General features: G+C 69.4%; 9 protein-coding genes. 3 read left to right on the top strand and 6 right to left on the bottom strand.

Going from position 1 to position 12,525, the window contains the following annotated elements; all coding sequences use genetic code 11:
- The first annotated feature begins 95 nt into the window (after positions 1-95).
- Together ACXJKR_RS12025 and ACXJKR_RS12020 are read left to right on the top strand one after the other, a co-directional pair.
- Positions 96-473, top strand: coding sequence for a hypothetical protein (locus tag ACXJKR_RS12025; RefSeq protein WP_457323029.1), 378 nt, complete (start codon positions 96-98; stop codon positions 471-473).
- Positions 474-544: 71 nt separating this feature from the next.
- A complete protein-coding gene (locus ACXJKR_RS12020; RefSeq protein WP_268795218.1) occupies positions 545-676 on the top strand; it encodes a hypothetical protein in 132 nt (43 codons plus the stop codon).
- A 21-nt stretch (positions 677-697) separates the two neighbouring features.
- On the opposite strand, the gene ACXJKR_RS12015 is transcribed toward ACXJKR_RS12020, so the two are convergent.
- The 3 genes from ACXJKR_RS12015 to ACXJKR_RS12005 form a co-directional block, all read right to left on the bottom strand.
- Positions 698-1,306 (bottom strand): PAS domain-containing protein, encoded by a 609-nt coding sequence (locus ACXJKR_RS12015; protein WP_457323028.1) that lies wholly within the window; start codon positions 1,304-1,306, stop codon positions 698-700.
- 109 nt (positions 1,307-1,415) lie between these two features.
- The gene (locus tag ACXJKR_RS12010) at positions 1,416-1,901 is read right to left on the bottom strand and encodes a heme-binding protein (RefSeq protein WP_457323027.1); all 486 of its coding nucleotides are present in this window, start codon (positions 1,899-1,901) and stop codon (positions 1,416-1,418) included.
- A gap of 3 nt (positions 1,902-1,904) precedes the next feature.
- A complete protein-coding gene (locus ACXJKR_RS12005; protein ID WP_457323026.1) occupies positions 1,905-4,154 on the bottom strand; it encodes a beta-glucosidase in 2,250 nt (749 codons plus the stop codon).
- 254 nt (positions 4,155-4,408) lie between these two features.
- Here ACXJKR_RS12005 and ACXJKR_RS12000 point away from each other — a divergent pair, with 254 nt between their 5' ends.
- The gene (locus ACXJKR_RS12000; RefSeq protein WP_457323025.1) at positions 4,409-10,039 is read left to right on the top strand and encodes an alpha-2-macroglobulin family protein; all 5,631 of its coding nucleotides are present in this window, start codon (positions 4,409-4,411) and stop codon (positions 10,037-10,039) included.
- A gap of 22 nt (positions 10,040-10,061) precedes the next feature.
- On the opposite strand, the gene ACXJKR_RS11995 is transcribed toward ACXJKR_RS12000, so the two are convergent.
- The 3 genes from ACXJKR_RS11995 to ACXJKR_RS11985 form a co-directional block, all read right to left on the bottom strand.
- The gene (locus ACXJKR_RS11995) at positions 10,062-11,090 is read right to left on the bottom strand and encodes an OmpA family protein (protein ID WP_457323024.1); all 1,029 of its coding nucleotides are present in this window, start codon (positions 11,088-11,090) and stop codon (positions 10,062-10,064) included.
- A 19-nt stretch (positions 11,091-11,109) separates the two neighbouring features.
- Positions 11,110-12,132, bottom strand: a complete 1,023-nt coding sequence (locus ACXJKR_RS11990; protein ID WP_457323023.1) for a DUF4892 domain-containing protein — start codon at positions 12,130-12,132, stop codon at positions 11,110-11,112.
- A gap of 100 nt (positions 12,133-12,232) precedes the next feature.
- The coding region (locus tag ACXJKR_RS11985; RefSeq protein WP_457323022.1) for a GNAT family N-acetyltransferase at positions 12,233-12,525 on the bottom strand (293 nt) is incomplete at its 5' end.

Here is a 12,525-nt window from a genome sequence, read left to right as displayed (position 1 = left end):
CATCTGGGGGCTGCTGAGCCAAGGCGCGGCAAACAATTGCCGCACATCGTTGTTGTTCTTGACCCACGCCCATCGTCGACGCGGCGGTGGGCTTGGTGCCGGGCCTCGCGACGCAGCAGCTGGTCAAGAACAACAACGATGTGCGGCAATTGTTTGCCGCGCCTTGGCTCAGCAGCCCCCAGATGTCCGGCATCGGCGCGTCTTTCCAGCCCGACGAGAGCGCTCAGCCGATCTGGAAGTTCTGGCGGCGCTTCAGCCACATCGGCGACCAGGTCAAGTACGGTGCGGCCGACATGGTGTTCCCCGGCCCCAACGACCTGGTGGTGGACGTGGACTCGATGTTTCGCCTGGGCGAGGGCGGCAACATCACGTTCGAAGCCCTCGGCGTGGGCCCGACCACACATCACACCAACTACTTCCGCGATGAGCGAGTGATCGGTTATCTGGGCGATCAGTTGTCGATTCAGAACTGAGGGGTTTCGCGGTCCGCCTTCCAACGCGAGAGTGCGTTCGTCGTCGCGATGAGGGTGACCCACGGCGATGGGTGCCTGATTGCGGCGCCGAACTAATCTTCGACCAGCCCAACGATCTCGTCGTCGACAGCGCGACGACGCATCACAGCAGCTACTTCCAGGACCTGCGCGTGCTCAGCCGGCTGGATGCTCGCTTGCGCTGAGCGGCCTTGCCAGGCGCGTCTCTACACAGTGCGCAGGCTCTCAAGTTGCGCCATGGAGGCCTGCAGCAGGTCTTCAACCATGCCGAGCACCCGATCCCGCTCAAGCTCGAGCGCAGCGCGCTCTGCATCGGCGCTGTCGATACCCGACCGGTCGACGCTCAGCAGCAGGTGAAACGGCAGCACCAGCGGCAAACCTTCCATCAAGCCGCGGTGGCCGTCTGCCAACCCGCCCTGGGGCGTGAATGGGCGTTCGGTCAGGTCAATCATGGTCCCGACCATGCGCACCGCCCGGCCCTCGGCGTTGCGCTCGATGACCCGGCCGCGCGAGTGGACGACGCGATACCCCGAGCCATTGCTGCGCAGGCGGAATCTGGCCTCGTAGCTGGGCTGGCTGCCCCGGGCGTGTGCGCTCATGGCTGCAAGCATGCCTTCAAGGTCGGCAGGATGGACCCTGCAGCGCCAGAAGTGGGTGCTATCGGCGCTGTACGGTTCGGGATAACCGAGCTGCTGTTTCCACTGGGGTGAATGGTGAACGGTCTCAAGGTCAAGGCGGAGGTCCCACACGCCAAGCTCACCTGCCTCAATGGCCTGTCGCCAATGAATTTCAGCCGGTGGTCGCTGCATGTCCATGGACGGGATTGTCATGTCGCGATTCGGCGCAATCCGGCTTCGAGCCCGGTCGGAAAGGGCGAATGCAGTGAATCCCAACGCTAACAGCAACTTGCGAGGCTGTTGCTCCCTACCGGCTGTTCCAAAGCGCCAGTCCACCTGCCGCAAGCGCATGGTCTTCCCACCCGTCGAGGCCCGAAACGATCAAGGTCCCCACTCGGCCCTTGCCGTGCACCGCCAGGGGCAAGGCGCCGCCTTCGGCCTGGAAGAGGGTGGGGTCGAGGCCGGTTTCCGCATGGAAATTGGCCTGGCGTTCGAGGAACTCCAGCCGAACCCGCCATGAACTGTGGCCAAACCGGCGAACGACGTTCTTCTTCTTGGTGATCCAGTCCGCGTTGCCGGCGCCCGTGCCATCCATGAAATAGACGAACAGGGGATGGTCGTCGGTCTCCAGATGAATGGCCACGGGCCGGGCCGCAAACCACTGCTGCGCCAGCGCGAGGATGGATTGCCCGATCCCCATGGCGTCAGCCGCGGTCAGGCGCTCGAGCACGAGTGCTGCTTCCTGGGCCGCACACTGGGCGGCGGTCTCCGGAGCTTTCAAGCGGGAGTCCATGCGCTATCGCGCCTTGTGACGAAGCTGCGCCGACGTGAACCTGCGGCCCGCCAGCGCCAGATGGGCGGTGGCACGGATGTCGTCCGAGCCCGCGCCGAGCTGTACTTCATAGGTTCCGGGCGCGATCACCCAGTCGCCGGTCGACTCGTCGAAGGTGGCCAGCAGCCGCGGGTCGACCGTGACCGCGCCCGTGCCGGTCTGACCCGGCTTCAGCGCCAGCTTGCCGAAGCCGACCAGACGCCTGGGCGCTTCCCATTGAGCGCTCTGCGGCGCACGGACGTAGACCTGGCCGACCGAGGCCCCGTCGCGCTTGCCGGCGTTCTTGATGGTGAACTTGACGGTCACCTGCCCGCCGGCCTTCTGGGCTTGTTCTGCCTTGAGGCCGCCCAGCTCGAAGCTCGTGTAAGACAGGCCATGGCCGAAGGCGTACAGCGGCTTGTGGCCGTGCAGGTCAAACCACTTGTAGCCCACCGCGGCGCCCTCGGTGTAGCGGACCGTGAACAGCGGGCCGTCCGATTTGCCGCCGATCTGCCGGCGCACCAGCTGATCCGTGCTCGCAGGGAAGGTGATGGGCAGGCGGCCAGAGGGGTTCACCTCGCCGGTGAGGATGCGGGCGATGGCCTCGCCGCCGGCCGCGCCCGGGTAGAAGGCCGCGAGGATGCCCTTCACGTCCTTCTTCCAGGGCATCAGGATGGCGCCGCCGCTCTCGACGACGACCACGGTGTTCGGGTTGGCCTTGGCGACCGCGCTGACGATGGCGTCCTGGTTGCCTTCCAGCGTCAGCGACGCGTCCAGCGACTCGGCGGTCCATTGGTGGACGAAGACGATGGCCATGTCCGCCGCGGCTGCGGCCTTGCCGGCGGACTCGACGTTGGTGCCCGCGTCGAAGGTGAATGCCGTCTGCGGCCGCAGACGCTGCAGCGCCTTCATCGGCGATGAGGGCTGCCACACCTGGGTCAGCCAGCCGCCCGGGCCGAGGCCGGTGACGGCGGTGCCGCCGATGGGCGTGACCGACGCGGAGCCGCCGCCTGCCAGCACGGCCTTGTCAGCATATGACCCGATGAGGGCCACGCGCTTGGGCGCCCCCAGCGGCAGCAGGCCGGCCTCGTTCTTCAGCAGTACCAGCGACTGCTCCGCGGCGGCCTGCGAGACCTGCGCGTGGGCGGCAAAGTCGATGGGGCCTGGCTTGAGCGGGTGGTCCATCACGCCCTTGTCGAACATCGCCCAGAGGATGCGCCGGGCCATGTCGTCGATGCGCGACCGCGGCACCGAGCCGTCCTCGACGGCCTCCTTCAGTGGCTTGGCAAAGTAGGGCGCCTTGTCGAAGGGGAAGCCGGACTGCTGGTCAAGCCCGGCGGTGGCAGCGAGCACGGTCGAATGCACGGCACCCCAGTCCGACATCACGTAGCCCGGGTAGCCCCAGTCGCCCTTGAGCACCTTGTTCTGCCAGAAGGCGTTCTGGCAGGCGTAGACATCGTTGATGCGGTTGTAGGAGCACATCACGGAGCCGGGGCTGGACTTCTCGATGGCGAGCTCGAAGGCCAGCGCGTCGCTCATGCGCAGCGCGGACTCGCCAATCTGCGCGCTGACGATGTTGCGGCCGGTCTCCTGCGCGTTGATCAGGTAATGCTTGATCGTCGAAATGATGTGGTTGGCCTGCACGCCGCGGATCAGCCCGGCGGCCATGTCGGCGGCGAGCAGCGGGTCCTCGCCGGTGTACTCGAAGTTGCGGCCGTTCTGCGGTTCTCGCGCGAGGTTGACGCCGCCCGCCAGCATGACGTTGAAGCCCGACAGCCGGGCCTCCCGCCCGATCATCTTGCCGCCGGCCTCGGCCACACGCGGGTCCCAGCTGGCGGCCGTGGCCAGCGACGAGGGCAGTGAGGTGCGCTCCAGGTTGGGATTGCGCACGCCGATGGACGCGTCGGCCTGGTGCTGGGCCGGTAGCCCCAAGTGCTCGATGCCGGGGATGTAGCCGGCCGAACCCGGAATCACCGTGGCGATGACCTCCTTGGTGTTGACGCCGGGGATCACGGCGCTGTCCACCTGCGCCAGCTGATCGCCCGAGGCGTAGCCGAACACCAGCAGCAGCTTCTCATCCAGCGTCATCGCCTTCAGCAGCAACTCGGTGCGCTGCGCGGCGCTCTTGGCCTTGTCCGTCCAGGGCTGGGCATCGGCGGCGAGCAGGGGCTGCGCGGCGGCGCAGAGGGCCAGCGCTACGGCCGTGGCCACCAGGGAGGCATGCATTGATTTCATGGCGAAAGGCGCATTGCGGCCGGGGTGGAATCGGTTCCAGCATCGCAGCGGTGGGGCGGACTCTACCTGGATAGCCCGGTAGGTTAATGGGGTGAACGCAGTGAACCCCCAACGCATGCCGGCAGCACGCCGTGGCGCATCGGTTGGGCCCTCACAATTGCCGCCAATAACTAACTATAGGGAGACACGGCATGCCTCACGCCCGGGTAGCACAGCCTTTTTCCGCACGGATGCTCGCCGCCTGCGCGCTGGCCATGACCTCATTGCTTGCCAGCGCGGCAGAGCCCGCCGCGCGGGTGCTCGCCTTCAGCCCGCAGGGGCAGGTGCCGGGTGCGGAGCAGGTCCGGGCCACCTTCAGCGAGCCCATGGTGCCCATGGGCAAGGTGGCCGCGCCGGGGCCGTTCGAGGTGGACTGCGGGCTGGCCGGCGAGGCGCACTGGGTAGATGACCGCACGTGGGTGATGGACCTGAAGGACCAGGCGCGTGACGGCCGGGCCTGCGAGTTCCGCGTCAAGCCGGCGCTGAAGTCCCTGGCCGGGCATGCCGTGGGCGAGCCGCTTGCGTTCCGCTTCCAGCTGCCGGCGTTGACCGATGAGATGAAGCGCTACGTCGCGAACGTTGTTCCCCACCACGGCGCGGCCTGGGTCGCGGAGGACCAGGTCTTTCTGCTGCGCTACACCCATCCCCTGGGCGGCACCCCGACAGACGTTCGCTGCGAGGCGCCGGGCCAGCCCGAGGCCCCGGCCATCCACCTGCCGACCGAGGTTCGCGACGGGCTGAAGCAGCAGGCCAGCTGGATGTGGGAGGCGCCCGACCGCCTGGAGGCGGTGCGCTGCCCCTTTGCGCTGGCGCCCGGGAGGCCTGTCACGCTGCGGCTGGTGCGCCCGACCTTGAAGCCCCATGAGCTGAGCTTCACGGCTCGCGCGCTGCCGGCCGTGACCGTGGCGTGCAGCCGCCTGCAGCCCGACGGCGACTGTGCCGCCAACTTCCCCATCGCCCTGGAGTTCAACGCGGCGATGCCTGAAGCTCTGCTTCGCGAGATCCGCCTGGACGTGGGGCAGGGCCCGCGCCCCGGCACGGTGAAGGTCCAGCCGGCCACGCTGACTTCCGGTGCCAGCAGCACGGTCACTTTCGAAGGCGGTTTCCAGCCCCGCGCCGAGTACCGGATCCGCTGGCCGGACCAGGACTTCGTGGACGACGCGGGCCGCAAGCTGGCGCGTGACCGCCGGCCCGCCAGCATCAAGACGCTGCCCGCGCTGGGGCTGGCGTACCTTCCGGTGCCGACGGTGTCGATCCGGCCGCTTCGGGCCGACAACACGGTGCCGGTCTTCCTCCAGGGGGCGGCCACCCGGCCTGCCGTGCGCGCCAAGGTCATCGGCGCGGGCGACGGCGACGAGGCGGCAGACCAGCTCATCCTGCGGTGGATGGGGCTGCTCGGCGCCGGTGAGGGCCCGCACCACTACTTCTCGATGCCCGACGCCTGGCGCCCGCGTGGGCGGGTCGATGCGCCCCTGCTGGGTGACGCCGCCGCCATCCCGTTGCAGGCCGTGGAGGCTGCGGTCTCTCCCGAGGCCCGCCGTGGGCGGGTGGCGCTCAAGGGCGCGGGCCTGCATCTGCTGGAACTGCAGGCGTTCGCCGTCCAGGGCGATGCCGTCCCCGCGTACGACAGCGTGGCCGTGTTGCTGACGCGGTTGGCCGTGCACTTGAAGGTTGCCGAGACCAACAGCGCCGTGTGGGTGACGCAGCTGGACGGTGGTGCCCCGGTCGCTGCGGTGGACCTCCGGGCCTATGACTGCCGCGGCACGCTCGTCTGGCAGGGCCGCAGCGATGCGGACGGCCTGGCGTCCATCGACCGCAGCGCGCTCGCCCGTTGCAACGACCTCCTCGGTGCCGGCGTGACGGTCATCGCCCGGCACACCTGGCCCGACGGCGAGCGGGATGTCTCGGTCGCCAGCAGCCGCTGGACGGGCCTGCTCGACGCCGCCAGCTACGGCGTCCACCGAACCTGGGGCAGCTCATTCATCCGGGCGCATACCGTGCTGGACCGCAGCCTGTTCAAGCCGGGCGAGACGGTGTCGATGCGGCATGTGGTGCGTCGGGAGACCGAGGCCGGGCTGGCCGCAGGCGAGCTTCCCCGCGAGGCGACGATTGTTCATCACGGATCGGGCAAGAAATGGACCGTCCCGCTAGAGGAGATCGCGCACGGCGAAGGGCTCTCCCGCTTAGAGCTGCCCAGTGACGCGCCCTTGGGTAGCTACGGGGTGGTTCTGAAGCTCGGCGAGGGTTCGTCGTCGAACGTTACCGACCACGACACGGCGCAATTCGCCGTCGAAGCCTTTCGCCTGCCCGGCATGCTGGGCGCCATCCAGGCGCCACGGCTGACCTTCGGCGCGGCACCGACGCTCCAGCTGGGCCTGCATCACGCCGACGGCGGCGCGGCGCAGCACTGGCCCGTCACGCTGAGGGTCTATGCCCAGGCGCAGGGATACCGCAGGCCCGATCTGCTCGATGGCTACACGGACATGCCGGCCTTCCTCGACGAACCGGCCGCAGCGGAGCCTGAGCCGGCCCAGCTGCTGCTGGACACGCAGTCGTTGCAGCTCGATGCCCAGGGCCATGCGCAGGCCACGCTGCCCGCGCTGCCCCGGCGCGCACGGCCCTATGTGCTGCGTGCCGAACTGAGCTACCAGGACCCCAACGGCGAGGCCCAGACCGTGTCGCAGGGCTTTGACGTGCTGCCCAGCCTGCTGACGGTCGGCGTCCGCACGAGAGGCTCGGTCGCGATCCTGCGGCCGCTGGAAGTGCAAAGCCTGGTGCTCGACGACAGCGGAGCGCGGCGCAGCCGGCAGCACGTCAGCGTGAGCGCCAAGCGCAAGGACGGCTACGGCTCCGGCCCCGTCGAGGAGCTGGGCGAGGTCTGCCAGGGCCTGACCGATGACAAGGGCGAGCTGGTGTGCGGCTTCGTGCCCCGCAAGGCCGGGCGGTACCAGTTCGAGGCGACCTCAGCAGACGTGGACGGCAAGGTGGCCGCCGCCCGTGGCGAGCCCGCCTTTGTGCAGCAGCAGCACCTGCTGGCTGGCCCGCTGTTCGTGGACACCGACAAGGCGCTGTATCGCGAGGGTGAGATGGCCAGCATCGCGGTCTCCAGCCCCTTCAAGCGGTCGCGCGTGTGGCTGACGATGGAGCGCCGGGGCGTCCTGGAGTCCCGCGTGCTCACGCTGGACGCGGCGCAGGCCCGCATCCCGCTGCGCATTCGCCGCGAGTGGGCGGGCAATGTGTCGGTCTCGCTGCTGGCGCTGGATGCCGAGGCGGGGGCGCTGCCGGCGGCCGTGGCCACGGGCATCGCCGAACTGATGGTGTCCGCCGAGGCCCATGCGCTGCGGGTCAGCCTCATGCCCGACCGCCCGCGCTACCAGCCCGGCGACACCGCCCGGGTCCGCATCCACGTCGCGACGGCAGATGGCAAGCGGCTGCCCGTAGCGCGCAAGCTCAGCTTCGTGGCGGTGGACGAAGCGTTGCTGAGCCTGAAGGACAACCCGAGCTGGCAACTACTGGCCCGGATGCAGGCCCCCCGCCTGCACAACGTCTATACGACCAGTGGCTTGGTCATGAACCCCGCGGTGGACGAGCGGGCCATGCTGCGCTCGGCGGAGGGCGTGCTCATGGACATCCTCAGGATCTCGGCTGACAAGGCCGCCGGGATTGTGACTGTCGTTGGGGAGCGGAGTGCGTTGCAGAGTGCCCAGAAGATCAAGCAGAACGACGGCGTGTATCCCGAGGTATTGCAGCGTGTGGTGGGGGCAGCGGGGGTCACCGTCTCGCGCCGCGCCGGCAGTGACGCGACGGCGCCTCCGGCCCGCACCCTGCTCGATTCCCTGCTGTACTGGCAGGCCGACGTGCCCGTTGACGACAACGGCGACGCCATCGTGAGCTTTCCCATCAAGGATGGGCTGAGCCGCTTCCGGCTGGTGGCGGTGGCCAGCGCCGGCAGCGAGGACTTCGGCACCGGCGCGGCCCACCTGGACGTGATGAAGGACCTGCAGCTCACCGCCGGCCTGCCGCCGCGCGTCCGCGATGGCGACCGGTTTGCGGCGCTGGTGACGGTGCGCAACACGTCCGCCGGCCCCATCACGCTGGACGCCAGCGCCGGCCTCGCCGGCCAGGCCGCGCTGCCGGCCCAGGCGCTGCGCCTGGCGGCGGGCGAGGCGCGTCAGATCAGCTGGCAGGTGCGCGTGCCGCAGGGTGCCCAGGCCTTGACCTGGCGCTTCGCTGCGAAGGAACGCGGCGCTGCGGGCCGGCAGGACGTGCTGGAGACCACGCAGCAGGTCGAACCCGCCGTGCCCGTGACCGTGCAGGCGGCCACGCTGGCCCAGGTCAACGGCAGCTTTGACGTGCCGGCGTTCGGCTTCGACGGCGCCGGGGCGGTAGCCGGTACCGCCCGCGTGGCCGTGCAGTTGCTGCCCTCCCTGGCCGGCCAACTGGGCGGCGTGCAGGCTTGGCTCGCCAGCTACCCCTACCGCTGCCTGGAGCAGAGCGTTTCACGCGCGGTCGGCATGCACGACCGCAAGGCCTGGGATGCGGCCATGGCGGAGCTGCCGCGCTACCTGGACGAAGACGGCCTGGCCAACTACTTCCCGCCCGAATCCGCCCTCGCGCGGCTGGGCAGCGACACGCTGACCGGTCATCTGCTGGACCTGGCCGACGCGTCGGGCTGGCCCATTCCCGAGGCCGAGCGCAAGCGTATGCTGGCCGGGCTGGAAGGCTTTGCCGCCGGGCGCATCAAGCGCGCGTTCTGGGCGCCCAGCGAGGACGGCCTGGCGCGCAGGATCGGCGCGCTGGCGACGCTCGCGCGCTACCAACGGCTCGCACCCGGGCAGCTCGACGCCATCCGCGTCGACCCCGACGAGTGGACCACCCGCATGCTGATCGACTGGCTGACGGTGCTGAGGAAAGCCGATGCGCAGCCGGCCCTGCAGACTGCGGCCGCGAACGCACTGCGCGCTCGGTTGACCTACCAGGGGCGCCGGATGGTCTTCTCCACCGAGGCCCGCGACTACTGGTGGTGGCTGATGAGCCACGGCGACGTGGACGCCGCGCGCCTGCTGCTTGCCGTGGCCGACCTGCCCGATTGGAAAGCCGACCTGCCACGCCTGCTGACGGGGCTGCTGAGCCGCCAGCAAACGAACGGCGCCTGGGCCACCACCAACGCCAACGCCTGGGGCACGCTGGCCGTCGATGCCTTCGCGCGCCTGCTGGAGCCGGTGCCCGTGGCCGGCGAGACGCGCATCGCGCTCGGCCAGCAACGCAAGACGCTGAGCTGGAAAGAGCCGGGCAGCAAATCCTTCGACGCTCCCCTGGGCAAGGCCACCGACGCGCTGCACATCCAGCACTATGGCGCCGGCGCGCCCTGGGCTTCGGTGGAGGTGCGCGCCGCCGTGCCGCTGACGGCGCCGCGCTCAGCCGGTTACAGCCTGAGCCGCAGCATCACCGCCGTGCAGCAGAAGGTGCCGGGCCAATGGCATGTGGGCGACATCGCGCGCGTGCGCCTGAGCATCCATGCCCAGGTCGACATGAGCTGGGTCGTGGTGGATGACCCGGTGCCGGCCGGCGCCAGCATCCTGGGCAACGGCCTGGGCCGTGATTCCGCCGCTGCCCAGGCCGGCGAGCAACGCACGGGCAACGCCTGGCCGCTGTACCAGGCCCGCGACTTCACGTCGTTCAAGTCCTTCTATCGCCACGTGCCGCGCGGCGACTTCAGCCTTGAATACACGATCCGCCTCAACAACCCCGGCCAGTTCACTTTGTCTCCCACCCGCGTGGAGGCGATGTACGCGCCGGAGGTGTTTGGCGAGGCGCCGAACGCGGTGTTCGGCATCGAGCCGTGAGGCAGGGTCTGGCGCCGCCGGGCTACTGCGCCACCAGCTCCACGCGCCGGTTCCTCGCCCGCCCGGCCTCGTCGCCATTGCCCGCCACCGGTGCCAGGCTGGCCAGGCCCTTGGCGCTCAGGCGCTTGGTGTCGACCTTGTACGGCGCCGCGGTCAGGGCCAGTACGACGGCGCGGGCGCGCTCCATGCTCAGCGCCTGGTTGGCCTCGAAGCCGCCGACGTTGTCGGTGTGGCCGACGATCCAGGCCTTCAGCGTGGGCTGGTTCTTCAGCAGTTCGGCCATCGCGTCGAGCTGGGCCTTGGACTCGGGCTTGAGCTCGGTCTTGCCGGTGTCGAAGAACAGGCCGGTCAGCGTCACGCGACCCTCGGCGGCGAGGCCGGCCTGCAGCGCGGCGGGGTCCACCGTGACCTGGCCCGTCTCCATGGCCTTGGGCTCGACGACCTGCAGATAGGTGGCCACCATGCCGGTGGTGGCGTTCGCGGCCAGCGAGTTGTAGAGCAGCACGGTGGCTTCCTGGCCGGGCTTGCCCAGGGTGCCGACGAGCATGCGGCCCTCGTCGCCGGACAGGGCCGAGGTCAGGCTGTAGCGGCCGCTGCTGGGGGTGTCGACCGTGCCCTTGGCCCAGTTGAAGCCCTTGGTCGGATCGCTCTGCTTGAGCCAGGCGAAGTAGAGGTCGAAGCAGTCGCGCTCGCACGAGAAGCGCTTCTTGAAGCCGGCGGCATTCAACGCCTGCTCGTAGTTGCGCCACACCTCCAGCGCCGACTTGCCGCGCGGCGCGATGTAGACCGTCTGCGTGACCTTGCCCTCGAGGTTGAGCATCGGGTCCTTGAACTGCCGCTTGTCGGCCTTGGAAAGCTCGACGCTGGCGGGCAGCACGGCGGCGTCCCAGTTGGAGACATGCTGGCCGGCCAGCCATGAGCCGGCGAAGCGCCTGACGAGGGGGTGGTCGGCGGCGCCGGGCACGTCGGCGTAGGGTGCGTCGGCGGCTGGCGCGCTGAGATGGACGGCAGCGGCCAGCAGGGCGGCGGAGAAGCGGAGGGTGATGTTCATGGCGTCGTCGTTGCCGGCGTTATTGCAGGACCATCTCGACGCGGCGGTTCTTGGCGCGGCCGTCGTCGCTGGTGTTGGGCGCCACGGGCGCGAAGTTGGCGATGCCGCGCGCCTGCAGCCGGGTGGCCGCAATGCCGCGCTGGGTCAGCGCCGCGACGACCGCCTTGGCGCGGCCTTCGCTGAGCGCGAGATTGGCGTCGATTGCGCCGACGTTGTCCGTGTGGCCGACGATCAGCACCTTCAGCGCCGGCTGGGCCTTGAGCACGGCGGCCATCTGGTCGAGCTGCGCGTTGCTCTCGGGCTTGATGTCGGTCTTGCCGGTGTCAAAGAAAAGGCCGTACAGGGCGATGCGCCCTTCAGCCTGCAGGCCCTGGCCGATGGCCTTGGCGTCGACGGTGACCTGGCCGGCGGGCATGGCCTTGGGCTCGACGATTTCGATGTAGGTGGCGGCGCGGTTGGTGTACTCGTTCTCGGCCATGGACGTGAACAGCAGCAGGTTCAGCGAGCGGCCGCCGCTGGCCAGCGTGCCCACCATCATGCGGGCCTGCTCGTAGCTGAGGGACATCTCCAGGTTCCAGCTGCTGTCGCCGCGTGCGGCCGGCAGGTTGCCCTCTGCCCAGCGCATGCCCTTGGCACGCTCGGTGCCGTCCAGCGCGAAATAGGCCTTGGTGCAGCCCTGCGCCTCGCTCTCGCATTGCCAGGTGGTCTTGAAGCCGGCAGCGATCAGCGCCTGCTGGTAGTTGCGGTAGACCTCCAGCGGGCTCTTGCCCAGCGGAGCCAGGTAGAAGAGGCGGGTCACCTTGCCTTCGAGGCTGACCGGGCGATTGAACTTGTCGTTCTCGGTCTTGGACACGCCGCTGGCGTCGGGAAAGCTGCGCTGCTCCCAGTCCTGCTGCGCATAGCCCACCAGCACGCTGCCGGCAAAGCGCTTGAGGACGGGGTGGTCGGCGCTCTTGGCGACGTCGGCCTTGGGGGCGTCGGCCTGCGCAGTGGCGAGGGTCAGGGCGGCAAGAAGGGCGAGGGCAGCGCGGAGTGGCGTCATGAGTGGCGGCGGGTTGGAGGCGCGATGTTGACGCAGCCAACGCGCGAGACCCTCGCCACAGCGACCTGCAAACGTGGGAGCCGAAAGAAGTGACTCGCCGTCAGACGAGTTGCTTCTCCGGGCTGCGGTAGTGGTAGCGGTAGGCGAAGACGAAGCCCATGCGCGCATAGAGGCGTTGGGCGGCGGCGTTGTCGCTGCCTACCTGCAGATAGGCCTGGCGAGCGCCCTGCGCGTGGGCGAGGGCCAGCAAGGCCTGGCACAGGCGCTCGCCATGGCCCTGGCGCGGCACGGCGGAGAAGATGTCGTAGAGGCCGACGATGTCGCCATYGACGACCATTTGCCCGCAGGCCAGCAGGGCGCCCGAGGCGTCGTTCAGTGCGAAGCCATGGTAGG

The organism is Roseateles sp. P5_E11, assembly GCF_054049355.1.
The sequence above is the reverse complement of the archived record's forward strand: the minus strand, read 5'-3'. Positions and strand labels throughout refer to the sequence as shown.

Bases quoted from the DNA above. Each gene is read 5' to 3' on its own strand.
- ACXJKR_RS12015 (WP_457323028.1), bottom strand. From the start codon at position 1,306: ATGGACATGCAGCGACCACCGGCTGAAATTCATTGGCGACAGGCCATT.
- ACXJKR_RS12010 (WP_457323027.1), bottom strand. From the start codon at position 1,901: ATGGACTCCCGCTTGAAAGCTCCGGAGACCGCCGCCCAGTGTGCGGCC.
- ACXJKR_RS12005 (WP_457323026.1), bottom strand. From the start codon at position 4,154: ATGAAATCAATGCATGCCTCCCTGGTGGCCACGGCCGTAGCGCTGGCC.
- ACXJKR_RS12000 (WP_457323025.1), top strand. From the start codon at position 4,409: ATGACCTCATTGCTTGCCAGCGCGGCAGAGCCCGCCGCGCGGGTGCTC.
- ACXJKR_RS11995 (WP_457323024.1), bottom strand. From the start codon at position 11,090: ATGAACATCACCCTCCGCTTCTCCGCCGCCCTGCTGGCCGCTGCCGTC.
- ACXJKR_RS11990 (WP_457323023.1), bottom strand. From the start codon at position 12,132: ATGACGCCACTCCGCGCTGCCCTCGCCCTTCTTGCCGCCCTGACCCTC.